Here is a 26,974-nt window from a genome sequence, read left to right as displayed (position 1 = left end):
GTTTCCAATGGAGTCCTGATGCACCACAACCCGCCCCTGCTACGCACCGCTACCCACAATGACATGCACGCCATCTGGCAGATCGATGCCAAGGTGTTTGGCGAAGATGTCTATCCCGCCTTCTTCTTTCGTCAAGCGATGGATTTGTGGCCAGAGTTGTTGCTGGTGGCCGAATACGAGGGGCAGCTGGTGGGGTATGTGCTGGGGGGATTCGGTCAGGAGCGGTCGCAAGGCTGGGTGCTCTCGCTGGCGGTGCTGCCCGAGGCGCGCGGTTTTGGTCTGGCCGAGCGAATGATGCGCCAGATGGAGGCCAACCAGCAGGCGCTGCAGATCAGCGAACTGCGGCTCACGGTCGATCCGGCCAATCCGGCCCAGCGCCTCTACTACCGGCTCGGTTACACATTGCAGGCGGAAGTAGCCGACTATTTCGGCCCCGGAGAAGACCGTCTGCTGCTGGTTAAAACCCTCTCCGGTACAGCTGCGATTCAAGGACAAAACCGGTTACAGAACGCATAATTGGTTACATTTTGCCGATTTCATGTGTGACGGGGTTGGAGTAAAGTTCACTCATCAACCGAATTGTTCAAATTACGTGCAGCCCAGGAGGCCCACCATGTTGAAGCGTATGACCCTTATTGCCCTGCTGGCAGCAACCACCATCACCGGTTGCGCCAACAGCGATGTTTACTCTGGCGATGTCTACACCAAAGACCGTGCCAAACAGGTACAAACCGTAAGCTATGGCACCATCATCTCCACCCGCCCGGTGAAGATCCAGGCCGATGAGAACTCCCTGATTGGCACTATTGGCGGCGCCGTGGTCGGCGGCCTGCTGGGCAGCACCATAGGCGGCGGCACCGGCCGTGATATCGCCACAGCAGGTGGTGCCATTGCCGGCGCGGCAGCCGGCAAGGCCGCTGGCGACAAACTCAACCAGGTCGACGGGGTCGAGCTGGAGATCAAGAAAGAGAACGGCGAAGCCATCGTGGTGGTGCAGAAAGCCAGCCCCACCTTCGTGCCGGGCGCGCGGGTACGCATGACCCAGGGCAATGGCAGCATCAACGTGGCCGTCGTGAATTAAGCGTGTGAACCAAGGTTTCGCCACCCTCGAGCCATAAAAAAACCGCCGGTTCCGGCGGTTTTTTGTTGTCTGACGTTCTGGATTACATGCTGTAAGCCTTCTCGCCGTGGGAGGTGACATCCAGCCCTTCCCGCTCGGCATCGCCATTGACCCTCAGCCCGATCAGCATATCGACCGCCTTGAAGGCAATCGCCGCCACGGCACCGGACCAGAGCAGGGTGACACCGACCCCGATAGCCTGGATCTTCACCTGAGTCAGGATGGAGTACCCCTCGGCAACCTGATTGGTAACATAGTCCCACACCCCGGTGCCGCCCAGATCCGGGCTGGCAAAGACGCCGGTCAGCAGGGCGCCGAGAATGCCGCACACCCCGTGTACGCCAAACACGTCCAGGCTGTCATCGGCCCCCAGCAGACGCTTGAGACCGTGGACGCCCCACAGACCGGCCACACCACTGACAAGACCCATCACCAGCGCGCCACCAACACCGACAAACCCGGCCGCCGGGGTGATCATCACCAGACCGGACACCGCTCCGGACGCCGCACCCAGCAGGGAGGGACGCCCCTTCATCACCCACTCGGCCAGCGTCCATGACAGAGCTGCCGCAGCCGGCGCCACCCAGGTGTTGATAAAGGCGAGCGCAGCCACCCCGTTGGCTTCCAGCGCGGAGCCCGCGTTGAAACCGAACCAGCCGAACCAGAGCAGGGAGGCACCGATCATGGTCATGGTCAGGCTGTGGGGGGTCATGGGATCACGACCGTAGCCCAGACGCTTGCCCACCAGATAGGCACCCACCAGACCCGCCACAGCGGCGTTGATGTGCACCACGGTGCCGCCTGCAAAGTCCAGCGCACCATGCTGGAACAGATACCCGGCAGTTGCGGTCGCGGTTGCTGCGGCTTCGGCGCTGGTATAGGCATCCGGACCCGCCCAATACCACACCATATGAGCCAGCGGGATATAGGCGAAGGTGAACCAGATCACCGAGAAGAGCAGCACGGCGGCAAACTTGATGCGCTCGGCAAACGCCCCCACGATAAGGCCGCAGGTGATGGCGGCAAAGGCCCCCTGGAACACCACATAGATCAGCTCGCTGATCCCGACACCCTTGCTGAAGGTGGCGGCGATGGAGTCAGGGGTCACCCCCTTGAGCAGCACCTTGCTGAAGGAGCCGTAGAAATTGCCCCCCTCGGTAAAGGCCAGTGAATAACCGTAAATTACCCAGAGCACGCAGATAAGGCAGAACAGGGTAAAGACCTGCATCAGCACGCTCAGCATATTCTTGGCCCGCACCAGACCACCGTAGAAGAGGGCCAGACCGGGGATCGACATCAGGATCACCAGGGCCGCCGAGAGCAGCATCCAGGTGTTGTCACCCTTGTTGATTGTCATGGCGGCAACCGGTGCCACCGCCGCCTGTACCTGAGCGACCTCTTCGGCCCAACTTGGGGTAACCAGCAAGGCAGGCAACATCGTCAGACCCGCCATCATCCATTTTTTGACCATAGAGCACTCTCCTTCCCTGTCGTACCGGTACAAGACCGGCTCCGTTTCCCTGATTGAATCTGTGGCGAACCGCAAGGTGTTGCTGCAACCCGCCAGAATCACACCCGCGCCCGGCACGGGGATGCCTCTTGCCACTTCCTCATCACTGCGTCTGCCGCCGATGACCGCAAGAGACCGTCTGACATGTAAAAAGCATAAAGCGGGCCACAAATTTAAATCCTTTTAAATCATTGCGTTATAAAGATCATGCATTATCAATGCACCAATTTAGCGCATGAGCTGCGCTAACCTGCCCTGGGTCGCCCTGTCACAGGGCAGGCGATACGTCGCGCACCAGAAGTGCGCAAACCCTGAGCCAGCCCACAAGCTGACGTCATCGATATCGCGCGCTGCGGGCCCGCTCGTTTACACTGACAGACCAGCCGTTTCCTGTTATCCGACCACGGCATGCCATTACACAGCCCCTTGTTTGCAAGCTGATGGCAGGCCCAATCCGAGGAACACCATGCAGTTCGATCGTCTCGACATCAGCCTCTCCCACTACCGTCATCTCGACCGGGAGCATCGCGCCCACATCGCGCTGCTGGGGATAGTGATGCTGGCCATCATGGCCCTGCATCTGTTGCTGCTGCCCCACTTCCCTTACGAGCGCTTTTACGCCGTCAGCTTTGGCTTCGAGGTGATCAACTGGCTCACCATGCTGTTCCTGTTCTGGGTGGTGCAGTGCGCCCACCTGCCCACCCACACCTACCGCATGCTCTCCTGCGGTCTGATGCTGTGGATCATGGGGGCCACCGCCGACATCATGGATGAGCTGGTGGCGCAGCCGCTCTGGCTCGCCATCTATGCCGAGGATCTGCTGCGCTCCAGCGGCATCCTGCTCAGCAGCATCGGCATCCTGAGCACCATGCACCACCTCTTTCATATCAATACCCGGCTCAGAGAGCAGGCGCTGTTTGACGATCTGACCAAGCTGCCAAACCGGCGCTACTTTCATCAGCAGCTGTTTCTGGAGCAAGGGGTTTGCCATGCCCTCATCCTGCTGGACCTGGATCACTTCAAGCGGATCAATGACAACTACGGCCACGATATCGGGGATCGGGTGTTGCAGCAGTTTGGCGAGCTGTTGCAACAGCACTGCCCACCGGGTGCGCTGGCGGCCCGTGTCGGTGGTGAAGAGTTTGCCCTGCTGCTGCCCGTCGCTCACGAAGCCGATTTGCAGCAACTGACCAACACCCTGCTCACTGCGACCCGCACCATAGCCCCCGACCCGACCCATACCATGACGGTCAGTCTGGGGATGGGGATCCGCGAGCCCGGGGAGCCGGCCGTCTCGCTGTTCAAACGGGTGGATCAGGCGCTTTATGGCGCCAAGGAGGCGGGTAGAAACTGCGCGGTATGGGCGACGCCGACTAATAAAGAGGCGTGAAGAGCTGCCGGTTGATTGCCGGTCACTGCGGAACATTGCTGCTGAAACAGGGGCCCAGGGGCCCCTGTTTTATGGGGGGAAATCCCCCCACCTAAAAGCGGAAGGTAAGACCGATATTGGCCTGCCACTGGGTCACCAGCTCCCCGCGTACCTTGAACACGCACTGCTCCGGGTTGCAGAGAAACTGGTTGTTGTCGTTAACCAGCGAGCCATAACCGCGCACCTCGGCCCGCAGCGCCAGATGCTCGGCGAGGCGCGGTTGCACCCCGAGCGCCAGCGACATGGAAGGGGTCACCTCGCTGTCGTAAGCGGCAAAGCGGGTCACCCCGATCCCGGCGCCGATATAGGGCGCCATCAGGTTGTCAGAGAGGGTCAGAGCACCGGCAAAGTGCAGGATGTCCACCGTCAGGCGATCCGGCTGGTCGGGAGAGAGGGTGGTGGACTGATGGCTGTAGAGCAGCTCGATCATGCCCGGATCATCCACCTCCTTGCTGATAAAGAGACCCCAACTGCCGGAGCCCTGCCCCTGCAGTGAATCGAGCGAGGCCGAGCGCGAGACCGGCTGCACCACCTCGTCACTCTTCTCGAAGTCGATGGCTGAGCTGTAGCCGAAAAACGGCGTCACCTGCCAACCAGATGTGGTCGCAGCCTCGCTACTCCAGGCCTGCCCCAGTGGCAGCAACAGCCCCATCATCGCTATCCCGGCTCTCTTCATCATCGTCCCCTGCTCCCTGTGTGATTGTGCAGAAAGCATACCAGAGGCATCCTGCGCCCATCCTAAATGGCGGCTGTACCGGATCACTTTCAGTGCGCGATATCCCCTCGCCGAAACCTCTGCCAAGCAACGCGACAACCGCCGCTATGTAACACCCATCACCATTCATCGACGGTTAACCTCTGCCACGTATGCTGGCGCCAAATCGGGTCATCGGAGCCCGTGATCACCACTCAGAAGGACATCAGGGAATGGTTGCCGCGCAACTTCACGACCCCCAAACCACCCTCGCGGATACCCTGCGGGCCACCGCGCACGCCATCGACGAAAGCCACATCAGCCTGCGCCAGATGCTGGAGCTGGTGGGCGAACAGGGCATGCTGCTGTTTTGCGTCCTGCTCACCGTCCCCTTTCTGTTGCCGGTCTCCATCCCCGGCGTAAGCACCCCGTTTGGCCTGCTGATCCTCTTTATCGGTATCGGCATCACCCTCAACCGGGTGCCCTGGCTGCCCGCCATCCTGATGGAGCGCCGCTTCGCCGCCGACCAGCTCAAGCCGACCCTGCACAAGGGGGCAGCTCTGCTGGCCCGTGTCGATCGCGTTATCCGCCCGCGTCTGCTGGTGCTGACCGGCAGCAGCACGGTCAACCGCTGCAACGGTCTGCTGATCATGCTGGCCGCCCTGCTGCTGATGCTACCCCTGGGCGCCATCCCCTTCACCAACGCCATGCCTGCCTGGGCCATCCTGCTGCTGGCCACCGGCATGTTGCAGCGGGACGGTCTGTTCGTCGCCAGCGGCTATCTGCTGGTAAGCGCAACCCTGGTCTGGTTCAGCGTGCTGGCCATCGGCTTGCTGATGGCGGGCCAGAGCGCCACCGGCCTGCTCGGCTAACCCCGATGCACAGAAAAAGGGCGACCAGATGGTCGCCCTTTTGGATTTGTGCGGGATACTGCCCGGTCAAAGCAGATCGTAGATAAGGGCCGAGATGGCAAGCAGCCCCATCACCAACACAAAAAGGGTACTCGGCCCGCGATAACGCTTGAGTGCGGGCAAGCGATAGATAGAGCAGGCTGGCAGCAGAAACAGGATCACCGCGATCAGCGGGCCACTGACGCGTTCGATGATGTCGAGCACATTGGGGTTCAGATAGGTGATGAGGGCGGTCACCAGAAACAGGATCACCGACGACACCCGGGCGATGGTCGACTCCTTGAGAGAGAGCCCCAGCCCCTGACAGGCACCGCTCACCATGCTCACCGTCCCCTCGCTCACCCCCATGGAGGTGCCGAGGAAGGATTTGGACATGGCCAGAATGGCGATAAGCGGCCCCACATAGGCGATCAGCGGATTGGAGAACTTGTTCGCCAGCGCCGACAGCACGGAGATATTGTCGGTGCGGGCCAGCGCCATCTCGGCCTGACTCAGGCTCATCACGCAGCTCACCACGAAAAAGAGCACGCTGCCGCAAATCAGCATGCTGCTGTATTTGATGATCCGCTTGGCACGCAGGTCGGCACTCTCCTGACAACGCTTCTTCTGCGCCGCACTGAAGGAGGAGATAATGGGCGCATGGCTGAAGGAGAACACCATCACCGGCACGATCAGCCAGAGGGATTTCCAGAACGCCGGATCACGCCACTCCACTGCCTGACTCTCGCTGAAATAGGAGAGGCTCCACTGGGGCAGCAGATAGATGGATAGGCCAATCAGAAAGGCGACCATCGGCAGAGCCAGCACGCTGATGGCCGACACCACGATCTGTTTGCCAGCCAACAGGATCAGATGCAGGCCCAGCATCACCCCCAGCACCAGCAAGCCGCGGGGAAGCTCGGCGTCCCCCAGCTGGTGAACCACGAAGCTCTGGATCGCATTGGTGATAGAGATGCTGTAGACCAGAATGATGGGGTAGAAGGCCATCAGATAGACCAGCATCAGCAGCTTGCCCGCTCTGGCACCGAAGTGCTCCTCCACCACATGGGTGATATCCCCTTCCTTATGGGAGCTGGAGAGCACAAAGCGGCTCAATGCCCGGTGGGAATAATAAGAGAGCGGGAAAGCCAGCAATAATATAAATAGCAAAATAACCGGAGAATTACTGCCAACCGTAATAGGGAGAAATAACGTACCGGCACCAACCGCAGTGGCATATAAGCCCATGGTCCATACCGAATCGCTTTTCTCCCATTTCAATTTTGAAACAGGGTTACTCTTTTCAGCAATAGAAACACTCATTGCAATATATACCTTATTAGTCTGTCATCATTATTTTTATTGGCCCGAATAACAGGCTGGCGATATGTCATGGCAGATCGCCCTGTTCGTGAAAGAACAACACCGCCAGTGGCCAATAGGGCCACCGGAAGGGAACGGAGCTGCCACGCTACCATCGTTGAAATCGCCAACCTGGTCAAGGTTAATAATTCATGACCGTTTGAATCAGATTGTTTCAAAAGACAACGAAATGTGTCACATTCGTCATCAAGAACCAGATTCAAACCCTTTTGATAACATACCGATAAAACCTCATCCTGTTGCCCAACAACATAAATAAGACCAGCGATCAGGCCGATAATATTAACACCTTATCCTTTAGAATATGAGTTAAATAATAAGCCCAACTTTTCTACTAATTGACAGTGATGTCAGTCAACTTATTTAGAGTAAAAGAACGGGCTATTTCCGCCATGCGACCGGATAGACTCTCTCAACCTGCCGGGCAGTGTGCTACCCGGTTGCGGCCTGCCCGCTTGGCTCGATAGAGCCACTCGTCGGCCCGGGCCAGCGCCTGATTGATCTCCTCCTCCGGCTGCACCAGGGTTGTGCCCAGACTGACCGTGATGGCGACCGGATCGGCAGGCAATGCTTCGACAGCGGCACGGATCTGCTCCGCTATCTGCAGCAAACCGGCTTCATCGATCCGTGGCAAAAGGATCAGAAACTCCTCGCCGCCGCTGCGCACAAAGAGATCGTCCGCCCGCAACAGGGCATCGATGCAGCCACTGAATCGCTGCAAGGCCCGATCTCCCTGCTGATGACCGTAGTGATCGTTGATCTGCTTGAAGTGATCGATGTCGAGCATGATAAGGCCACAGGGCGCCTCCCCTGCCCGCAACGGCTGACAGTGCTCGAAGAAAAAATGGCGATTGTAGAGACCGGTCAGCTGGTCGGTTTCACTCTGACGCAGCAATCGCTGCTGCAACTCGTACTGGCGGGTAATATTGCGGGTCACCCAGGCTACCGCCCGCTTGCCGTCATAGAGGGAGGGCAGAGGAGCAATCTTGCCCTCAAAGCGCTGTATCCCTTGTGGCCCGACACCGGCATCAATGCCACCCACCTCGCTGGCCGCCAGATCGTACTCGACCACCTGAACCTGGCCGCTATCCAGCGCCAGCGCGACCTGCGCCATCACCCAGAGCGCCATCGTCTCCGGCAGCACATCCCGCAACTGCTTCCCTGCCAGCGGATTGCCGTCCTGATAGGATTGCTGCTCCATGCCTCCTATGTATTCAACGTAATAACCATCTTCACTCAGGATAAAGACCGGGTCGGGCAACTGGGCCATCACCTCGTAAAGCTGCAATACCGACAGTGTCATAGATGCTCCTGTACTTCAGCGGCCAACAGGGGCCGTATATTGTGCCCCAACCCGATGATCCACCAGCAATCAGCATAAGAGATAGATTTGCAGCGGTAGCCAACAATCCTTTACAGCAAGTGTACCCCGCGTGGTGAAACAGCCCGTCGCAACACGCAAACCACCGGGATCCCCCCATATCCCATTGTTTCAAAAAGAGGCTTCGTTTAGGCTCCTTTGGCTCGCCCCCATTTTTATCCCTCCATGGAGACGCAGCCCGATGCCGCAGGAGGGGAATCGCACAAGGAGTTGCAGGATGAAGAACGCCATCGTTACCGCCCGCTTCGACGCTATCAGTACCGAAGGGGAACAGCTCACCCTCAAGATCGCCATCAAGGCCCCCGAGCCGGATCCCAAGTCCGCCAGCGGTGACTGGCGCTGCAAGGTGAAGCTGGCGGGGCTGAGCGACAAAACCTTTATCTACGGCATCGACAGCCTGCAGGCCCTGAGCCTCGCCATCAAGTTTGTCGAAACTGAACTGCGCGCCTTCTCCGATGCGGGCTGGCAATTCTATCTGCCAGGCTGCCCCGATCACCCTATCGACATGAGCGCCTGCTACTTCCCGGCGCTCTAGCCCGGCCAACCCTAGGAGCCCGGATGCACGGACCCGATCCCGCCAATCCCCACCCCATGAATGGCTTCCCCCAGGTGTGTTTTATCAAGAACACCATCAAGGGGCCCAATATCGAGGTGGGTGACTACACCTATTACGACGACCCGGAGGATTCGGCGGGCTTCGAGCGCAACGTTCTCTACCACTTTCCCTTCATCGGCGACAAGCTCATCATCGGCAAGTTCTGCGCCATCGCCCGCGGGGTGAAGTTCATCATGAACGGCGCCAACCACCAGACCTCCGGCTTCTCCACCTACCCCTTCTTTATCTTCGGCAACGGCTGGGAGCATGCCGCCCCCGCCCCGGGCAGCCTCCCCTACAAGGGGGATACCGTCATCGGCAACGATGTCTGGATTGGCTATGACGCCCTGATCATGCCGGGAGTAAAAGTCGGCAACGGCGCCATCATCGCCGCCCGCTCCGTGGTCACCGGAGACGTGCCCGCCTATGCCGTGGTCGGCGGCAATCCCGCCAAGGTGATCCGCTACCGCTTCGACGACGACACCATAGCCCGTCTCAACGCCATCGCCTGGTGGGACTGGCCGGTGGAGCAGATCAGCCGTAACCTGCCGCTTATCAGCGGCGGCGAGATAGCCGCGCTGGAAGCGGCAATCCGCTAGAGACAAGCCCCATCAGGCATAGGGCCAGAAATGAGAAGAGGGTTGAGCGCACAGGCACTCAACCCTCTTTTTGATTGGTCGCAGACCGCTCAGTGGCTGGCGGAGCGACTACCGCTCCAGATCAGCTCGCCGCTGCGCAGCTCCATCAGGGTCATCGACAACCGATAACGGCTCCCCTCGGCCACCAGATCCCCGTAGAGCATGTAGCCGGCGCCGGTCTGACGGCCAAGCCGCACCAGGGAGGCCGGGTTCATCCTGCCCTGCTGATACTCAAGCTGGCCGGTGATGGCTGCCACCTGCCCTTGGTCGACAAAATGAAAACCGCTCTTGCTCTGGATGCGCTTGCTCATGGCCGCCGCCATGGCGCGGGTGTCCACCGGCTCGCCGGTGCCGTTCTGGGGCGGGGTGAGCAGCAGCACCGGCTGACCGGTTTGCGCCAGCTCCCGCACCTCGGGGGCCTGCACAAAGAGATCGGCCATGGCCTGGGCCAGTCCTGTCGGCGCCACCGGCTTGGGCTGAACGTCCCCGCTATCCGGTTTGGTCACCGGCTTGTCCGGCTGGCTCACTGGCTGATCGGGTTCACTGACAGGAGCCTGAGTACCACCGTAGGGATTGACCGCACAACCGCCCAGCAGCAGGGCCCCCACCATCAACAAGGAACGCAGCTTCATCTTTTCTCTCCGCCAGAAATCCGTAAACGGGCATCAACACATGCCCGCATGGCGGAGCCCCTGCCCCGCATCCTCCTTATGCTAGGGACAAACCCCGGCGGGGTCGATACGCCCACCACCACAGGGCGACAGAGACTGGCGAACCTGGGCCCACGAAAAAGCTGGCACGGCTCCACCCGATTCCGTTAGGGTAGTGTCGGTAAAACATCAACAGTAACGCAGCGGTAAGCCCGGCGCACAACACGTCGCAACCCGACAGAGATCATCACACTCAAGCAGGAAGCACTATGCAACTCACCCCCCCCCAACCGCCTCAGGACGATGATGTTGAAGCGCTGCGCATTGGCCTGACGGGCTACAACGTCAGCCAGGCAGGCCCTCAACTGTACGAACTTCGGCGCGAGCGGATCGCCAGCTTTATCAAGGATAAAGAGGGCAAGGTACATGGCGGCATCATCGCCGACATCAAGTGGGGCTGGCTGCACGTCGACTGGCTCTGGATCGATGAAAGCATCCGCCGCGATGGCTGGGGCGGCCGCCAGCTCGGCGCCATGGAGCAGTACGCCCAAGGCAAGGGCATCAGCAACTACCATCTGGAAACCACCAGTTTTCAGGCCCTCCCCTTCTACCAGAAGCAGGGTTACGAAGTCTTTGGCCAGCTGCCCGATATGCCGCCGGGGCATATCAGTTACTTCCTGAAAAAGCAGGAGCACTAATTGAAGATCCTGCCACCTGTCAAAGGGAGGATACCCCAGAACATACATTCCATCATTTCGCATCGGCGATGCAGAGGGTGCACCAACTCACATTAAAAGACTCAAATGCTTCATCCTGCGATTGGTTGGAGCTACACTGCCACAAGATGATTTTTAATATATATAATTATTGTCTCGGGGTGTTTATGAAAATAAGTAAGTCTCTATCTTCATTGTTTTTATTTCTTCAAGAAAAAGAAAAAAATGGTATTTCTTTCTCCCTAGAAGAAGTTCTGACTGCAACAGGATGGAAAGCAACAACATTCAGAACTTATTGGATAAAAGGGCAACTAGCAGACTTCATCAGTGAAACCCCTGATGGTTTATATGATGCATCCAACTGTCAAAATATATCAGAAGTAGAGTTCTCTAAATTACTATCCCAATCCAAAAACAGGAGAGGATTAGGTCACAACTGCAGGTCAAAATTAGCCAAAGCATTATTAGCAAAATCTAAAGACAATATGCTTCTTGCCTTGGAGTTATACAACAGGCCATCCTTGGAGAACAAGATGGATGCTTTCTCAATGTGCTTTTGCACGGCGTGGGAGCAATTTTTAAAGGCTGCGCTCATAGAACGAGATGGTGAAAAGTCTATTTTTCGAACCAAGACTAAAGGATTCAAAGAAACAATATCCTTACGGGAGTGCTTAGAAAGATATTACCCTGCAAACTCTAAAATAAGGAAAAACATAGAGCAGGTCGCTTATTTTAGAGATCAAGCTGTTCATCTACTTATGCCTGAGATACAAGGAATTATATCCAGAGTATTTCAGTCTGGAGTCCTTAACTACACATCGCAATTCGAAAGTTTCACTGAGGTTTCATTTATAAACAATAGCCACACAGGCATGATTTCTTTAGTTGGTGAATTTAAATCACCACCTATATCTATAATGAAGTCAACTTATGGTGACATAGCTGATGACATCCTAGAATTAGCGACATCAATCGAAAATGAAGTAAATCAAAGCAATGACATTGAGTTTGCCATTCCACTTAATGTAAAACTAATATTTGCTACCGATGATGCTCAAGGAAATACTATTGCGTTAACCAGAGCGGAGGATGGTATTGAAGCCCTTAGACAAGCACTAATAATAGAAAAGCCAACCGATAGAGAAAAGACCCATCCATTCTTACAGAAGGATGCGATCAATGAAATAAACTCTCGGCTACAAGATAGATATGATGAGGGTGTTCTTAAAAAGCATTTGTCACATGATAAGAAAACAGGCATACCGCTAATAAATAAAAATTGTTTCGATGCTGTCGCATTCAAGAATTCGTGGAAATCATGTAACAATAAGTTCCATTATAAGAATGCAAACCCAGAGCTACACTATTACTCCATTGAGTTAGTCGAAGAGTTTATCAAAAAAATAATGGAACACTGTGATTATTTAAAAAATGCCAAGAGGAGTTACAACCTAGCCAGAAAGCAGAAAGTGTATAAGTAAATCTCCTGAATAGTATTTCACCAAGCATAAAAACACACCTTATATCAGAGTATTACAACCAATGCTCTGCACAGCTAAATTTATGAGGACTTTACCAAAATGGAATCAGCAGTTATAGCCGCGATAGCAAGTATAATTTCTGCGCTAATTGCACTCTTGGGGGTCATATTGTCACAGAAAAAAGCTGATGCAGCAAGAAGATCAAGTGAGGAGCTTTCACTTAGACTTAAACAGATAGAAGCAAACTATCAGTCTAGTTTAGCTAGCTTACACACAGATTTGGAGAGAATGACCTACATAATAAATTCAAATCATGCCAAACGGATTGATGTACTTTCTGAAGCATATTCAATGGCTGCTGATGTCAAGATCACATTGGAGCAGTATGTTGTACCTATGTTTATTGACTCTAAGACCAAGGATATAAACACCCTTTGTGATGCATCACGCAAGTTTGAAGAGCTTTATAAATATTGTTCTCAAAAGGCCATCTTTTTTAACGAAGATTCAAATATTATGACTTCAATAGGGGAATTGATGGGCTGTATTAACAGAATGCGTAACATGGCTGAAGAAAGTCAAGAGACTGTAAAACCAGAACAAGCAATGATTGTAATAGGAAGCGTAGGTCCAGTTTTATCTTCAATAAGAAAAGAAATTATAGAAGATTTAAAACTGAACTACCAATAACTCCATAACCGAAGTGCATACCATATCCATACATCCCACACTGAACGTTGGGGGTAAATAAGGGCTTAGTCCCCCTCTAATTCGCAGAGGCGAACCCGCTTGTCCAGGCCGCGAGACAGGATGTCGAGCGAGCGGCGCCGGGCCATGGGCCAAATCGGGAAAGGGCGAGCGCTGCTCGACCCGATTAGGCGCGAGAACAGGGATGTTCGAAGCGGGCTTTGGCCGAAGCCATGGATGGCGAAGGCCAAAGGCCCGTCGGCGCGTGCCGTCGGACAAGCGGGTGAGACGAAGTCGGGCGAATAAGCGGGGGGAGAAGACCTTTGGTGCATTTTTTGAAAAGAGCGGGTCTTTCCAAAGTCACTCGCCCCGGCCCGAGGGGCGGGCGAAACCCCTTCGAGGCCAGAGGCCTCGCGTCCTGCACGGCGAAGCCGTGCCACCACACAACGGCCCCTGCCGCCAACGCCATACCTCGGAACGGACGATTACGCCTACCGGCTAATCGACCCTACGATTGCACGGCGCAGCCGTGCCTGTTCACCACTGGCACGGAGTCTGGCTGGACGCCGGGATGCCACCGGCAAAGGGGGGCATGGCCGCCCCTATCGGCCCAAGAAGGGTTCCCAGTCCTTGAACACCGGCTGCAACCCCGCCTGTCGCACGGCAGCGGCGACTTCACCGACCGGGCGGTCGTCGTGGATGGCGAACTGCTCCAGCTCCTCCGCATCCCCTTCGGCATAGCCCCCCGGCTGGGTGCGCGACTCGGCCGACATCTGGGTGATGCCAAGGCGCACCGCGCCGTTGCGAAAGGTGGCGGACTCGCGGGTGGAGAGGGACAAGTCCAGCGTGGGCGAGAAGAGGCGCCAGGCACAGATCAGCTGGGCCAGCTGGCGATCCGACATGACCACGGCAGGTTCAAGTCCGCCGGTGCAGGGGCGCAGGCGCGGGAAGGAGAGCGAGTAGCGGCTCTGCCAGTGGTGGCGCTCAAGCCAGCTCAGATGCTCGGCGACAAAGTAGCTGTCGGCGCGCCAGTCCGAGGAGAGACCGATGAGCGCCCCCAAGCCAATTTTGTCGATACCGGCACGGCCGAGCCGATCCGGTGTGGCGAGGCGCCATGCGATGTCCCGCTTGTTGCCGCGCAGATGGTGGCGGGCGTAGGTGGGGGCGTGGTAGGTCTCCTGATAGACCATAACGGCGTCGAGGCCGAGGCTTTTCAGCTCGGCATAGTCGGCCTGCGAGAGGGGCTGCACCTCCATCCCTACCGTGCTGAAGTGGCGGCGGATGATGGGCATCACCTCGCGAAAATAGGCGAGCCCCACCTTGTGCTCGTGCTCGCCGGTCACCAGCAGCACACTGTCAAAACCGCGCGCCTTGATGGCCAGACACTCGCGCTCTATCTCCTCTGCATTCAAGGTCTTGCGCTTGAGGCGGTTGCTCATGGAGAAGCCGCAATAGGTGCAGTCGTTGGCGCAGAGGTTCGACAGATAGAGCGGCACATAGAAGCCGATGGTGTTGCCAAAGCGCTGGCGGGTCAGCCGCTCGGCCTCGGCCGCCATCTGCGGCAGATAGGCTTCGGCGGCTGGGGAGATCAGCGCCATAAAATCGGCCAGGGTGCGGCGGGGTGCGCTCAGGGCGCGGGCCACATCGGCGGCAGTTTTGGCGCGGATCTGCATGCCGATATCGTCCCACTCCAGCTCCTGCCATCGGTCGAGAAAAGAAGGCTCCTTAGCCCTTACACCCAGTGCCCTCACCCCCAGCCCCTCTCCCAGAGGGAGAGGGGGGCTAAACACATCGGCCTCGTGAGAAACCGAGAAAGAGGGCGTGGCGATTGGCTCTTGCCCCGAGCCAGCATCATGACTCATAACGCCCCCAGAAAATCGGTGAGCGGGCTGGAGGCTTGGGCCTGCAGGGCGCGGGCGCCAAGGCCAGCTTCATAAGCGCTGCGACCGGCGGTGCAGGCCAGCGCAAAGGCGCGGCCCATGGCGACCGGGTCGCCGCTCACCGCAATGGCGGTGTTGACCAGCACGGCGTCGGCACCCAGCTCAAAGGCGGCGGCGGCGTGGCTCGGCGCACCGATCCCCGCATCCACCACCACAGGCACATTGGCCTGCTCGACGATGATGGAGAGAAACTCCCGGGTTACCAGCCCCTGATTCGAACCAATCGGCGCGCCGAGCGGCATCACGGCGGCGCAGCCCACCTCTTCCAGCCGCTTGCAGAGCACGGGGTCGGCGCCGCAGTAGGGCAGCACTACAAAGCCCTCTTTCACCAGCTGCTCGGCGGCTTTCAGTGTCTCGATGGGATCGGGCAGCAGATAGCGCGGATCGGGGTGAATCTCCAGCTTCAGCCAGTTCGTCCCCAGCGCCTCGCGGGCGAGGTGGGCGGCAAATACCGCCTCGGCGGCGGTCTTGGCGCCTGAGGTGTTGGGCAGAAGCTTGACCCCGAGCTGCAACAAGGGGCTCAGGATATCGTCGTGGGCCTTGCCCGGTTCAAGCCGCTTGATAGCCATGGTGACCAGCCGGGAGCCACTCGCCTCGATGGCGGCGGCCATCAGTTCCGGGCGGGCAAACTTGCCGGTGCCGGTAAAGAGGCGCGATGAGAAGGTGTGATCGGCAATCTTGAGCATGTCAGCCTCCCGCCACAGTGGTAAGAAGAGATGAAGTTTCGCCGCAAGGCAGAGCACTCGAAGTTGGGAACGCAAGCATCATGGATCAGCCTCCTGCAATGGCGGTAAAGAGGTGAAGTTCGTCCCCGTCATTGAGACGGGTCTCGACCCAGCGGCCTCGGGGCAGCACGGCGCCGTTGAGGGCCACCGCCACCCCCTGTGGATTAACGTCTTGCGCCGCCAACAGGTCGGCCACGCTCTGCCCTGCCGTCAGCGACTGGGCTTTATCGTTGAGTCGGATGGTGAGGGTCATGGGGTGATCTCCTTATCGTGTGTCGGGCATCGGCGCTGCCCGCAAACCGGGCAATCGGGATCGGGAGCCAGAGTGAGGGTCTGCCACTGATGGGTCAGGGCATCGAAGCGGCGCAATGTGCCAGCGACCAGGCTCGGCATCCCGAGCAGCAGTTTCAGTGCCTCCAGCGCCTGCAAAGAGCCCATCACCCCGACCAGCGGACCGGTGACGCCGCTGGTCTCGCAGCTCTGGGCGAGCTTGGTATCCAGCGGATAGAGGCAGGCGTAGCAGGCGTGATCCGTGCTGGTGCGCGCCATCAGCTGCCCCTGCCAACCCACTGCGGCGGCGGAGATCCAGGGCTTGCCCTGAGCCACGCAGGCGGCGTTGATGGCCTGGCGGGTGGCGAGGTTGTCGCAGCAGTCGATCACCAGATCTACCTCGGCCACAAACTCCGGCAGGCTGGCGGCATCGAGCCGCTGGTTGATGGCGATCAGCTCCACCAGCGGGTTGTGGGCCGCCAAGCGCTCGCGGGCCAGCTCCGCCTTGGAGTGGTTGACTGCCTCGCTATCGAACAGGATCTGGCGCGGCAGATTGCTGGAATCGACCGTATCGCCATCGGCCAGCCACAAGGTGCCCACCCCGGCCCCGGCGAGATAGAGGGCGAGCGGCGAGCCGAGCCCCCCGAGGCCGACGATCAGCACGGATTTATCCCTGAGCCGTGCCTGCCCTTCTTCACCCACTTCCGCCAGCATCAGCTGGCGGCCGTATCGCAAATACTCAACATCAGAGAGCATGGGCCGCCTCCTGCATGTCGGTCATAAGCTGCGCCGAGCGCGGCTCATCCCCCCCCCCCACAGCAGCAAGCAGCCGCTCGGTCGCCCCCTGCCAGTCGTCGCTGGCAGTGATAGCCGAGACCAGCGCGATACTGCCGACCCCACTCCCCTTGACCGCCGCCACCCGCTCCTCGCTGATGCCGCCGATGGCCACCGTCGGCCAGTCGCACATCAGGGCGCGGTAGCGGTGCAGCCGCACCAGCCCCTGCGGGCGCGAAGGCATCGCCTTGGTGTTGGTCGGGAAGATATGGCCGAGCGCCATATAGGAGGGGGCCAGCTCGCGGGCTCGCATCAGCTCGAAGTAGCCGTGGGTGGAGATGCCAAGACGCAGCCCGGCCGCCTGAATGGCGGCGAGATCGGCGGTCTCCATATCCTCCTGCCCCAGATGCACGCCCCAGGCGCCCGCCTCGATGGCCTGCTGCCAGTAGTCGTTGATAAAGAGCCGCGCCCCGTGGCGGCGACCAAGCTCAACCGCATCACTAATGGCCGGTACTACCTGAGCGGCGGGCAGATTCTTGATCCGCAGCTGGATGGTCTTGACCCCCTGCCCCAGCAGGCGACGCAGCCACTTGACCGAATCGACCACCGGATAGAGGCCGAGGTTGTGTTCGGTTGCGGCAAAGGGACCCTGCGGCAGGCGGGCACTGCTTGTCTCATACAATCCGAAGCGGCGATCGAGGGTAGACCCTGCCAGCACGGCACGGGGGAAGTGGGCAAGATCGGCTGGCCAGCCAAGATGGGCGATGGGGCCCGGGCCTGCCCCCACTCCCTGCGCCGCCGCCAGCCCCTGTTGCAGGTAAGCACGAGCGAGGGTGATGGCGTCCTCTACCGGATAATCCTGCGCCACCACGGCGGCGATGGCGCTGGCGTAGCAGCAGCCGGTGCCGTGGCCGTGGCGGGTATTCAGGCGCGGCGCCGCCAGCCAGAATTCGCGGGTCTCATCCTGGTAGTAGTCGAGGCAGAGATCGCCGCTCCACTCCAGATGGCCCCCCTTGACCAGCACGGCGCGGGCGCCGAGTTCGCGCAGGCGGCGGGCGGCGAGGCGCACCAGTTCGGGGCTGCTGACCGGCAGTCCGGTCAGGGCTTCCAATTCGGGGCCGTTGGGGGTGATGAGCGACAGACGTGGCAACAGCTGCTCGCGCACCGCCTCCAGCATATTGGGCTCCGCCATCGGGGTGCCGGTGCTGGCAATGGCCACCGGGTCGTAGACCACGAAGGGGGCCGGGGTAGCCGCCAGTCGGCGGGCCAGCACCTCCACATGGAGCCGGGTCGGCAGCAGGCCGATCTTGATGGCGGCGGGCGGCAGATCGACGCCGAGGGCGTCGATCTGGGCGGTGAAGGTCTGCATCAGCACAGGGTCAACCATCTTCACCGCCACCGAGTTCTGGGCTGTGATGGCGGAGATAACCGAGCAACCGTGCACGCCAAGGTCATACAATGTGTGCAAGTCGGCCTGAATACCGGCACCGCCGCCGGAGTCGGATCCCGCTATCGTCCAGACCACAGGACGCGAGTCGGTCACGGGCGGCAGATCGGCGGGGCTGACAGCCCCGCTTGCGCTGCTCACGCCTCCTCCCCTGCGGCCTGTTTCAGCGCCGCCGCCTGATGGTAGATCTCGCCGCCGGTCTCCTTGAAGGTCTCGGCCATGCGGGCCATGCCGCTCTCCACCTGAGCCACTACCTGCTCCTGCTGGCCATCCATGCCGACCAGCTTGATCTCAACGGCTTCAAGCTTCGCCGCATAGTCACGCACGTCCTGGGTGATCTTCATGGAGCAGAACTTGGGCCCGCACATGGAGCAGAAGTGAGCCACCTTGCCGGACTCCTGCGGTAGGGTCTCGTCGTGATAGGCGCGGGCAGTGTCGGGGTCGAGGGCCAGATTGAACTGATCCTCCCAGCGGAACTCGAAGCGCGCCTTGGACATGGCGTTGTCGCGGATCTGGGCACCAGGATGACCCTTGGCCAGATCGGCGGCGTGGGCGGCGATCTTGTAGGTAATCAGCCCCTGTTTCACATCCTCCTTGTTCGGCAGCCCCAGATGCTCCTTGGGGGTCACGTAGCAGAGCATGGCGCAGCCGTACCAGCCGATGAGAGCGGCACCGATGCCGGAGGTGAAGTGATCGTAACCCGGTGCGATGTCGGTAGTGAGCGGGCCTAGCGTATAGAAAGGCGCCTCGTGGCAATGCTCCAACTGCTCGGTCATGTTGCGCTCGATCATGTGCATCGGCACGTGACCCGGCCCCTCGATCATCACCTGCACGTCGTACTCCCACGCGATTTTGGTCAGCTCGCCCAGGGTGCGCAGCTCGGCGAACTGGGCCTCGTCGTTGGCGTCATAGACGGAGCCGGGGCGCAGACCGTCGCCCAGCGACAGGGCCACGTCATAGGCGGCGCAGATCTCGCAGATCTCGCGAAAATGCTGGTAGAGGAAGTTCTCCTTGTGGTGGGAGAGGCACCACTTGGCCATGATGCTGCCGCCGCGCGACACGATGCCGGTGAGGCGTTTGGCGGTCATCGGCACAAAGCGCAGCAGGACGCCGGCATGGATGGTGAAATAGTCCACCCCCTGCTCGGCCTGCTCCAGCAGGGTGTCGCGGAACAGCTCCCAGGTGAGGTCTTCGGCGATGCCGTTGGTCTTCTCCAGCGCCTGATAGATGGGCACGGTACCGATGGGCACCGGGCTGTTGCGCAGGATCCACTCGCGGGTCTCGTGGATATAGCGGCCGGTGGAGAGATCCATCACTGTGTCCGCGCCCCAGCGGGTCGACCAGACCAGCTTCTCCACCTCCTCTTCGATGCTGGAGGTGACCGCCGAGTTGCCGATGTTGGCGTTGATCTTCACCAGAAAATTGCGGCCGATGATCATCGGCTCCGCTTCCGGGTGGTTGATGTTGCTGGGGATAATGGCGCGACCGGCGGCCACCTCATCACGGACAAATTCGGGGGTGATATTTTCCGGCAGGCGGGCACCGAAATCGCGGCCCGGATGCTGGGTACGCAGGAGCTCTGAGCGCACCCGCTCGCGACCCATGTTCTCGCGAATGGCGATAAATTCCATCTCGGGAGTAACGATACCGGCACGGGCGTAGTGGAGCTGGGTGACCCGGCGGCCCGGCTTGGCACGGCGCGGTTTCGGCAGATGCTCGAAGCGCAGGTGATCCAGCCCCTCGTCGGCCAGCCGCTCCTGAGTGAAGGTGGAGCTGAGCCCCGGCAGTTCGTCGGTGTCATCACGCTCCAGCACCCAGTTCTCCCGCAGGCGCGGCAGGCCACGGCGCACGTCGATGGCAACCCCCTCCTCCCCGTAACGGCCAGAAGTGTCGTAGACCGGGATCGGTTCGTTGGGTTCGAACTTGGGATCTTCTTTGGTGCCGCCGACGAAGGTGTCGGCCAGCTGGATCTCCCGCAGGGGAACACGAATATCGGAGCGGGAGCCTTCGATAAAAATGCGACGGGAGTTGGGATGAGCCATCCCCTTGAGGCTGTCGATAAAGGCCTGGGCGCTGGAGCGCTGCTCGCGGCGGCTGGATTTGGTGGTATCAGATACAGAAGTAGACATAGCAAAACTCACATTAACTGGTTGAAGTTATGGGTGTTTGCTTGTCTGGAGTTCGAGGAGAAGATGAACTTGCGGCGGGGTGTTTATCTCGGGAGGGAGTGCGCGCGGGATAGATCTCCGCGCTGCTGTACTGCCCCTTCCCGCTCTCTGCACGCTGTGGGCAAGGCGCCCCACGTGCTGGAAAACCGGACGGGACAGACTCCCTCCTGTGCGCCCTGACCCATCAAGGGTGATCCCTTCGATGAGCGGAAGAGGCTTGTTCCTCCTCCGGCGCGGTAACCCGCAAGTTACCCTTGTTCCCTTCGCAGGTTTTAACCTGATCAGGTTCCACGGATCCCGAATTAACGGTCTCAGCTTCGCGTCGTTCGACGGTCAGCACTCCGACAAGATGGCGCCAGTATAAGGGGGAAAATTTAAAGCACAAGCCGTTAACAATCTGGCCAACACGCCTCTTTCAACAAATGAGTGAACGATGCCTCGCTCACGGGGCCACCCCAAACAAAGGTCAAACCTGCGTTGGCATCACCTTGGCACGCCACAGGTTCCCGCTGTGATCATTCAGGGACAAGAGGAGAAAAAGAGGGAAAATCGAGGGGCGCAGGGCAAACAGAAACAGGCCCCTATGAAAGGGGCCTGTGAGGGAGGTTATTGAACCGGAACTATGGTCAGGGATACATTGCCAAATCCTTCGTTGGCAAGGGCCTCGCTGTCCAGATCCACACCGGTAAGCGCCACCTCATCGGCAGAGGCACTGCGCAGCTGGGCAGCCTTTGCGGAACGGGTCTGGGGCTGACCGATTTCGATATCGCCGGCAAACTGGCTCTCGGCATAGAAGTCACCGGTCACTGCCGAACGGATCGGGCGCAGCACACGACCCAGGTTATTCTGCATGGTCGACAAACCATACTCGCTGATGGTCCAGTTCCAGTCCCACCACTTCACTTCACCCGGGATATAACGCTTGTCCCACTGGTAACGGATGCTGCTCGCCTTGTCGCGGAACGGGCCGACAGCAAAGGTGTGCTCCCAGGTCGGACGATTCTCCGGATGGGTATACCAGGCATTGCCGCCCCAACGCAGGAAGCCCTTCATGGTCAGGTCATAATTGACCTCGGCCTTGAACTCGTAGGGGTAGGAGATATTGGACTTGTAGAGGGCAACCCGCACCGGCAGGCTGGAGTGAGGCGGCACCGTGGGGCGCGCTTCAACCGAGACGGTCTCGGTCGTCGAGCCCCCTTTCTGGGAGACCCAGCTCTGGCTCGCAGCGATCTCGATAGCCAGTTCGGTTTCCCCCACCAGCGGCCACTGAAACTTGTTCTTGGTGGTCACCTTCTCGCTCAGGCTGTAGGTGTCGGTCTTCGACCAGTTGGTGGCCTTGTCGTACTTCAGGGTCACCACCACCTGCTGGGGCAGGTCGGTGTAGTTGGTCGCATTGGCCGTGATGGTCTTCACCAGCTGCTTGCCGCTCTCGGTGACCTGGCCATGGCTGAAGGAGTCGGGTTCCAGGGTATATGAGAAGTTGCTTACCTTGATGGAGCTCTTTTCCCCGCAACGATATCCGGAGCAGCCGCCGTCATTATTTCCCTTTATCAACCAGCCATCGCCAACCCGGGTAACATCCATATCTTCCCCGACATAGGGGCTATGATTTCCACCCACCCAGGCGTATCCCAAATAATGAGCGAGATAGCTGACTGGTTTGATAAAATAATCATTGTCGTGGACAAGCCGCCATTGCACATCGACCTCATCACCCGCCGGAATATTCCAGTCAGAGAGTGTTGGTATTTCTCCTGAAACCGGTGAGTTGGGATAACACCAGGTTTCTCCGGCAGTGCCCTGTTTGATTTCGCCATTATATCCCGGCCCCATAATCACCCAGCGATCCGCCAGCCCGGTGATCTGCCACTGCCCCATGCGGCTGACCAGATTACCCTTGATACTCATGGCTTCATCGCGGGTCAGAGGACGGTAACCACTGGCACAGACGCCCGTGCCAATGCCCGCCCACTTGACCTGATCAGGGTAGACAGGTTCAGCCGCCTGCACCTGAGCGAGCATCAATGAAGACGCCAAAAACGCCAGATTGGCGGTAATTATTCTATTCATCATTTATCCCTCTTTCAGACATACGATAATTGTTATTGTGTAGAAATATCCTTTTTCATTTGACAGGTATGGACTCCGAAAAAACCTGACACCAATAAAATAAACCACCAAAAAACATCCATGACAAACAAAATAATGGTGGTATAAGAAAATAATTAGAGTGATGACTTTATTGAGGAATAAATCATAAATATTGTGACAGTCATTATTTAATGGCTGCCACAATATGGTGAAACTATATTAAATAAGAAGATGCTGAATTACTCTTCCGGATTGATCACTTCAATTCCCTGCAATATTCCATCCGCCGAACTGATCAATACCAGCTCGCTCCCGGCATGCAGATCGGCGGCCGAACCGTTGACCCAGCGCACCTGCGGATTGAGTGGCACAATGCCCAGGGTAGCCAGCGTGAGCTGCCGATCATCAAAGGATTGCAGGCGATCTTGCGCCCGCTGCCAGGGCTGATTGGCCAGCGGGGCTCTGGCGGCCAGCAGCTCAATCCGGGTGGCAACGCCATCAGCCACCAGCAGAGCGAGCTGGTCGCCGGGTTTGAGTGGCTGCGGCCAAATCTCCCCCTGCCGCCAGACGGCGGCACTGCCCTGCTCCACCTCGGCCCCCTGAAATTGCAGGCGGATGCCGTCGCTGTGCTCCAGCTCCACCAGCCACAGCTCGTCGGCTCCCGCCTGCACCGCCCAGAGCGGCACACCCAGCATCCATGCACACCACTTTCTCGATTGTTCCATCTTCGTTCGTCCCTGAACAAAAAGCCCATGCTGGACAAGCATGGGCTTCATTCGGGAGCATTTCTAATCGGAACGCAGAGATCGGATCAGTCATCCTCGCGGCAGCGGCTCAGGCGCATGCCGTCAAACTTGCACTCCAGCTCAAGCCAGCGCCCTTCAAACGGCGCCAGACTGTTATCCGAAGTGGTGTAGCCCCAGATCCGCCCCCCTTCCACCGGCCCCTCCAGATCCATCTCGTCCTTGTCATCTTCGTCGAGGGCTTCGACCTTGCGCACATAGCGCACGCCGTTCTCCACCACCCCCTTCATCTCGACCCAGGTACCGCCGAGATCATCCTCGTTGAGCCAATCCTTGAAGCGGGTCTGGTCGTCGATCACGAACGGCATGCCGTTGACCATCAACTGGCCAAGCTGCCAGGTGGTGCGGCCGGTCAGTTTGAATTCGGTCGCCTGTGCGGTGCCAAGTGGCAACAAGATCAGCAACAGGAGGGCGCAGAGAGACTTCTTCATCAGGGATCCTCGGGGTTACACTGGCAAACAGGATGCCGAATCCGGTGTGAAAAGAGCGTGAAACGCTCGCCAACCAGGAGAGCAAAGCATGAAGATTTTGGTAGTGGAAGACAATCCTCAGGTGGCGGAAACCATCATGGATTATCTGGAGCTGGCCGGTCACCGCCTCGATTGTGCCTATCACGGTCAGGCGGCGCTGCAACTGCTGGAGGAGCAGCGTTTTGACGTCATCATCATGGATGTGATGATGCCGCGCCTCGATGGCCTCAGCACGGTGGCTCGCCTGCGCGAGCAGGGGATTGCCACTCCGGTGCTGTTTCTCACCGCCCGCGACAGCCTGGAGGACAAGCTGGCAGGCTTCAAGGCTGGAGGGGATGACTATCTGGTCAAGCCGTTCGCCATGGAGGAGCTGGAGGTACGGCTGCAAGCCCTCAGCCTGCGCGGCCCGCGCGGCGATGTGGGTGCCATCAGCTTTGGCGAGCTGACGGTCGATGTCGCCAGCGGCCGCGCCACCCGCGCCGGTGAGCCCCTCAAGCTCGGCAAGATCCCGTTCCAAATCCTCGCCCTGCTGGCCCGCCGCGCCCCCGCCATCGTCAGCCGTCAGGAGGTACTCGACACCGTCTGGGGGGATGAGGAGCCCGACTCCGATGCCCTGCGCAGCCATATCTATGCCCTGCGCAACGCGCTCGACAAACCCTTCCCCACTCCCATGCTGGAGACCCTGCACGGTCAGGGCTATCGACTGGTGAGCGCATGAGCCTGCCGAGCCTGCGCCGCCGCCTGATCATGGCGCTCGGCGGCGCCGGGGTGGTGCTGCTGATCCTGCTCTCCGGCCTGATGCTGGTGGCCGAAGACAAGATGGAGGAGCTGAGCCTGCGCCACTGGCTGGAGGCGGAAGTGACCCGCTACAGCGATGACTGGCTGCGACTCGGCCCGGCTGCGGCGGCTCCGAGCCCCAGACAGTTCTCCAGCTACTGGACCGAGGCGGGCCGCTTGCCTAAGTGGTTGAAGCCCTATCAGACTCCCGGCTTTTTCGAGCACCAGCTGGGCAAGGAGGACAAACACTTTCTGGTGGCCCGTCACCCCTCCGGCGAGGGACTGCTCTATCTGGTCTTCAACGACGACGCCGACGACTACCTCGACCCCTACGAAGACAAGCTGCATCTGGCGACCCGGCTGATCGGGCTGGCGCTGCTGCTGGGCTGCCTCGGCTTCGGCATCTGGCTGGTACGCCACATCACAGGGCCGCTGCAACGGCTGCAACAGAGAGTCGCCCACCTCACCCCGGATCAGGCGGATTTCGAGCCCGACGCCCCCTGGCAGGAGCTGCGGGATATCGAGCTGGCGCTGCTGGCCGGCAAGCAGGAGGTGAGCGCAGTGTTCGCCCGCGAGCAGGAGTTCAGCCGCTTCGCCAGCCACGAGCTGCGCACCCCCAACATGGTGATCCAGGGCTCGGCGGCCCTGCTCGGCAAGGTGACGGATCTGCCCGCACCGGCCGCCCGCGCCACCACCCGCATCCGCGCCGCCGCCGACGAGATGGCGCTGCTCACCGAGACCTTCCTGCTACTGGGCCGCAAGGAGGCAGTGGAGCGACCGCTGCAACAGGTCACCCCGCTGATCCGTCAGGAGCTGGCCCGCCTCGCCCCGCTGTTGCAGCGGGAGGCCCTCGATATCCGGCTTAATCTGGACGAGAGCAGCGAAGTAAATGCCCCCCTCTCCCTGCTCGCCATCGCCCTCGGCAACCTGCTGAAAAATGCCCTGAGCTATGCCGAGGGACATATCGACATCGAGCTGTGCGGCCCGGTGCTCACCATCAGCAACCCGACGGCAGCGGCGCCGGATCAGATCCTCGGCTACGGCTGTGGCCTCACCATCATCCAGCGCATCTGCGAGAAGCTGGGCTGGCAGATCGACACCCGGCTCGAGAATGGCGTATTCAGCGCAAGGCTGGCGATGATCACTGCCGAACAGTTCCCTCTCCCTTTGGGAGAGGATTAGGGTGAGGGCGCAGTGGCACCGCCAACCCACCAGCCAGATAGCAACAAGGCGCCCGAGGGCGCCCTGTTTCTATCTGATGGATGCAAGCGTTAGGCTCACTCCGCCGGTTTATTCTTGCGGCTCGCCTTGAGTTCGAGGAACTCGATGATCTTGCCGGCCACATCCTTGCCGGAGGCGGCTTCCACCCCTTGCAGGCCGGGGGAGGAGTTGACCTCCAGCACCAGCGGGCCACGGGCGCTGCGCAGGATATCGACCCCCGCTACATCCAGCCCCATGATCTTGGCGGCCTGCACCGCGGTTGCGCGCTCTTCCGGAGTGATCTTGATCGCCTCGGCGGTGCCGCCACGGTGCAGGTTGGAGCGAAACTCCCCCGGCTGGGCCTGGCGGCGCATGGCGGCAACCACCTTGCCGTTGACCACCAGACAGCGGATATCGGCGCCATTGGCCTCGCGGATATACTCCTGCACCAGAATGTTGTTGTTGGTCTGGATAAAGGCTTCGATCACGCTCTCGGCGGCTTTCTGGGTCTCGCACAGCACCACGCCAATCCCCTGGGTTCCCTCCAGCAGTTTCACCACCAGCGGTGCCCCGCCCACCATGGTGATGAGGTCGGGCACATCGTGGGTGCTGTGGGCATAGCCGGTGATGGGCAGGCCGATACCGTGGCGGGAGAGCAGTTGCATCGCCCGCAGCTTGTCGCGGGAACGACTGATGGCCACCGAGCTGTTGAGGGACATGGTATTCATCATCTCGAACTGACGCAGCACGGCGGTGCCGTAGGCGGTAATGCTGGCCCCGATCCGCGGGATCACGGCGTCATAACTTCCCAGCTCCCCACCCTCGTAGTGAATGGAAGGGTTGTGGGAAGCGATATTCATATAGCAGCGCAGGGTGTCGAGCACCTCTACCTGATGACCGCGCGCCTGTGCCACCTCGACCAGACGGCGGGTGGAGTAGTTTTTCGGCTCACGGGATAAAATGGCGATCTTCATGACAATTCCGCTAGAAGGCTGTGCCTGGGCAGGATGGGGCGGGAGAGTATAAGGTGCCACAGCGCCAAGACAACGCCAATTGTTTATCCTGACAACAAGACAAACCACGCCAAACCGCACTCTACCCTGTCACTGTGACCAACAGGTTAAACGGCGGCTCT

General features: G+C 59.3%; 27 protein-coding genes and 1 riboswitch. Of the genes, 12 read left to right on the top strand and 15 right to left on the bottom strand.

Annotation, left to right across the window (positions count from 1 at the left end):
- Positions 1-18: 18 nt before the first annotated feature.
- Entirely contained in the window at positions 19-516 is a 498-nt protein-coding gene (locus tag G5149_RS08545; RefSeq protein ID WP_005340127.1) for a GNAT family N-acetyltransferase, read from the top strand.
- A 97-nt stretch (positions 517-613) separates the two neighbouring features.
- The gene (locus tag G5149_RS08540; protein ID WP_421212251.1) at positions 614-1,081 is read left to right on the top strand and encodes a glycine zipper 2TM domain-containing protein; all 468 of its coding nucleotides are present in this window, start codon (positions 614-616) and stop codon (positions 1,079-1,081) included.
- An 82-nt stretch (positions 1,082-1,163) separates the two neighbouring features.
- Here the strand turns inward: G5149_RS08540 and amt are convergent, their stop codons facing one another.
- On the bottom strand, positions 1,164-2,591 hold the full coding sequence (amt, locus tag G5149_RS08535) for an ammonium transporter (protein WP_216979591.1): 1,428 nt from the start codon (positions 2,589-2,591) through the stop codon (positions 1,164-1,166).
- A gap of 505 nt (positions 2,592-3,096) precedes the next feature.
- Here amt and G5149_RS08530 point away from each other — a divergent pair.
- Positions 3,097-4,020 carry a GGDEF domain-containing protein gene (locus G5149_RS08530; protein WP_421212250.1) on the top strand — a complete coding sequence of 308 codons (924 nt, stop codon included), beginning with the start codon at positions 3,097-3,099 and terminating at the stop codon, positions 4,018-4,020.
- 91 nt (positions 4,021-4,111) lie between these two features.
- On the opposite strand, the gene G5149_RS08525 is transcribed toward G5149_RS08530, so the two are convergent.
- Positions 4,112-4,735, bottom strand: coding sequence for an outer membrane beta-barrel protein (locus tag G5149_RS08525; RefSeq protein WP_421212261.1), 624 nt, complete (start codon positions 4,733-4,735; stop codon positions 4,112-4,114).
- Positions 4,736-4,986: 251 nt separating this feature from the next.
- Between G5149_RS08525 and G5149_RS08520 the strand changes: the two genes are divergently transcribed.
- Positions 4,987-5,625 carry an exopolysaccharide biosynthesis protein gene (locus G5149_RS08520; RefSeq protein ID WP_421212249.1) on the top strand — a complete coding sequence of 213 codons (639 nt, stop codon included), beginning with the start codon at positions 4,987-4,989 and terminating at the stop codon, positions 5,623-5,625.
- Positions 5,626-5,691: 66 nt separating this feature from the next.
- Here the strand turns inward: G5149_RS08520 and G5149_RS08515 are convergent, their stop codons facing one another.
- Entirely contained in the window at positions 5,692-6,966 is a 1,275-nt protein-coding gene (locus G5149_RS08515; RefSeq protein ID WP_421212248.1) for an amino acid permease, read from the bottom strand.
- Positions 6,967-7,030: 64 nt separating this feature from the next.
- On the opposite strand from G5149_RS08515, the gene G5149_RS08510 reads away from it, so the two are divergent.
- Positions 7,031-7,285, top strand: a complete 255-nt coding sequence (locus G5149_RS08510) for a hypothetical protein (protein WP_421212247.1) — start codon at positions 7,031-7,033, stop codon at positions 7,283-7,285.
- 153 nt (positions 7,286-7,438) lie between these two features.
- Here G5149_RS08510 and G5149_RS08505 read toward each other — a convergent pair whose 3' ends face one another.
- Complete coding sequence (locus G5149_RS08505) at positions 7,439-8,329, bottom strand: GGDEF domain-containing protein (RefSeq protein WP_421212246.1); 891 nt, start codon at positions 8,327-8,329, stop codon at positions 7,439-7,441.
- A gap of 295 nt (positions 8,330-8,624) precedes the next feature.
- Here G5149_RS08505 and G5149_RS08500 point away from each other — a divergent pair, with 295 nt between their 5' ends.
- Together G5149_RS08500 and G5149_RS08495 are read left to right on the top strand one after the other, a co-directional pair.
- On the top strand, positions 8,625-8,942 hold the full coding sequence (locus G5149_RS08500) for a DUF6968 family protein (RefSeq protein ID WP_058056329.1): 318 nt from the start codon (positions 8,625-8,627) through the stop codon (positions 8,940-8,942).
- A gap of 23 nt (positions 8,943-8,965) precedes the next feature.
- On the top strand, positions 8,966-9,601 hold the full coding sequence (locus G5149_RS08495) for a Vat family streptogramin A O-acetyltransferase (RefSeq protein ID WP_216952783.1): 636 nt from the start codon (positions 8,966-8,968) through the stop codon (positions 9,599-9,601).
- Positions 9,602-9,690: 89 nt separating this feature from the next.
- Here G5149_RS08495 and G5149_RS08490 read toward each other — a convergent pair whose 3' ends face one another.
- The gene (locus G5149_RS08490; protein ID WP_421212245.1) at positions 9,691-10,272 is read right to left on the bottom strand and encodes a penicillin-binding protein activator LpoB; all 582 of its coding nucleotides are present in this window, start codon (positions 10,270-10,272) and stop codon (positions 9,691-9,693) included.
- 287 nt (positions 10,273-10,559) lie between these two features.
- On the opposite strand from G5149_RS08490, the gene G5149_RS08485 reads away from it, so the two are divergent.
- The 3 genes from G5149_RS08485 to G5149_RS08475 all read left to right on the top strand — a co-directional run bounded on the left by G5149_RS08485 (position 10,560) and on the right by G5149_RS08475 (position 13,177).
- Positions 10,560-10,988, top strand: coding sequence for a GNAT family N-acetyltransferase (locus G5149_RS08485; RefSeq protein ID WP_421212244.1), 429 nt, complete (start codon positions 10,560-10,562; stop codon positions 10,986-10,988).
- 185 nt (positions 10,989-11,173) lie between these two features.
- On the top strand, positions 11,174-12,487 hold the full coding sequence (locus G5149_RS08480) for a DUF3644 domain-containing protein (RefSeq protein WP_421212243.1): 1,314 nt from the start codon (positions 11,174-11,176) through the stop codon (positions 12,485-12,487).
- Between the two features lie 99 nt (positions 12,488-12,586).
- Entirely contained in the window at positions 12,587-13,177 is a 591-nt protein-coding gene (locus G5149_RS08475) for a hypothetical protein (protein WP_421212242.1), read from the top strand.
- Between the two features lie 599 nt (positions 13,178-13,776).
- Here G5149_RS08475 and thiH read toward each other — a convergent pair.
- The 9 genes from thiH to G5149_RS08430 all read right to left on the bottom strand — a co-directional run bounded on the left by thiH (position 13,777) and on the right by G5149_RS08430 (position 23,823).
- Positions 13,777-15,036: a 2-iminoacetate synthase ThiH gene (gene thiH, locus G5149_RS08470; protein WP_421212241.1), complete on the bottom strand. Its 1,260-nt coding sequence runs from the start codon at positions 15,034-15,036 to the stop codon at positions 13,777-13,779.
- Positions 15,033-15,800, bottom strand: coding sequence for a thiazole synthase (locus G5149_RS08465; protein WP_005342956.1), 768 nt, complete (start codon positions 15,798-15,800; stop codon positions 15,033-15,035). The genes thiH and G5149_RS08465 overlap by 4 nt, the downstream gene beginning before the upstream one ends.
- An 85-nt stretch (positions 15,801-15,885) precedes the next feature.
- Positions 15,886-16,092, bottom strand: a complete 207-nt coding sequence (gene thiS, locus G5149_RS08460; protein WP_421212240.1) for a sulfur carrier protein ThiS — start codon at positions 16,090-16,092, stop codon at positions 15,886-15,888.
- Complete coding sequence (locus tag G5149_RS08455) at positions 16,089-16,865, bottom strand: HesA/MoeB/ThiF family protein (protein WP_421212239.1); 777 nt, start codon at positions 16,863-16,865, stop codon at positions 16,089-16,091. Before G5149_RS08455 ends, thiS begins: the two co-directional genes overlap by 4 nt.
- Positions 16,855-18,471 carry a thiamine phosphate synthase gene (thiE, locus tag G5149_RS08450; protein WP_421212238.1) on the bottom strand — a complete coding sequence of 539 codons (1,617 nt, stop codon included), beginning with the start codon at positions 18,469-18,471 and terminating at the stop codon, positions 16,855-16,857. The genes G5149_RS08455 and thiE overlap by 11 nt, the downstream gene beginning before the upstream one ends.
- Entirely contained in the window at positions 18,468-20,459 is a 1,992-nt protein-coding gene (thiC, locus tag G5149_RS08445; RefSeq protein WP_421212237.1) for a phosphomethylpyrimidine synthase ThiC, read from the bottom strand. The genes thiE and thiC overlap by 4 nt, the downstream gene beginning before the upstream one ends.
- 280 nt (positions 20,460-20,739) lie before the next feature.
- Positions 20,740-20,852, bottom strand: a riboswitch (TPP riboswitch).
- Positions 20,853-21,104: 252 nt separating this feature from the next.
- A complete protein-coding gene (gene aerA, locus G5149_RS08440; RefSeq protein ID WP_421212260.1) occupies positions 21,105-22,568 on the bottom strand; it encodes an aerolysin AerA in 1,464 nt (487 codons plus the stop codon).
- A gap of 260 nt (positions 22,569-22,828) precedes the next feature.
- Positions 22,829-23,314, bottom strand: coding sequence for a hypothetical protein (locus G5149_RS08435; protein ID WP_421212236.1), 486 nt, complete (start codon positions 23,312-23,314; stop codon positions 22,829-22,831).
- Positions 23,315-23,400: 86 nt separating this feature from the next.
- The gene (locus G5149_RS08430) at positions 23,401-23,823 is read right to left on the bottom strand and encodes a hypothetical protein (RefSeq protein ID WP_005340092.1); all 423 of its coding nucleotides are present in this window, start codon (positions 23,821-23,823) and stop codon (positions 23,401-23,403) included.
- An 88-nt stretch (positions 23,824-23,911) separates the two neighbouring features.
- Here G5149_RS08430 and G5149_RS08425 point away from each other — a divergent pair, with 88 nt between their 5' ends.
- Complete coding sequence (locus G5149_RS08425; RefSeq protein WP_005342942.1) at positions 23,912-24,580, top strand: response regulator transcription factor; 669 nt, start codon at positions 23,912-23,914, stop codon at positions 24,578-24,580.
- Positions 24,577-25,821, top strand: coding sequence for a sensor histidine kinase (locus tag G5149_RS08420; protein ID WP_421212235.1), 1,245 nt, complete (start codon positions 24,577-24,579; stop codon positions 25,819-25,821). Before G5149_RS08425 ends, G5149_RS08420 begins: the two co-directional genes overlap by 4 nt.
- A gap of 95 nt (positions 25,822-25,916) precedes the next feature.
- Here G5149_RS08420 and rimK read toward each other — a convergent pair whose 3' ends face one another.
- Entirely contained in the window at positions 25,917-26,813 is an 897-nt protein-coding gene (gene rimK / locus G5149_RS08415; RefSeq protein WP_337073133.1) for a 30S ribosomal protein S6--L-glutamate ligase, read from the bottom strand.
- Positions 26,814-26,974: the final 161 nt, after the last annotated feature.

The sequence above is a fragment of the Aeromonas sp. 600479 genome, assembly GCF_049175515.1.
Taxonomy (GTDB): domain Bacteria; phylum Pseudomonadota; class Gammaproteobacteria; order Enterobacterales; family Aeromonadaceae; genus Aeromonas; species Aeromonas veronii_A.
The sequence above is the reverse complement of the archived record's forward strand: the minus strand, read 5'-3'. Positions and strand labels throughout refer to the sequence as shown.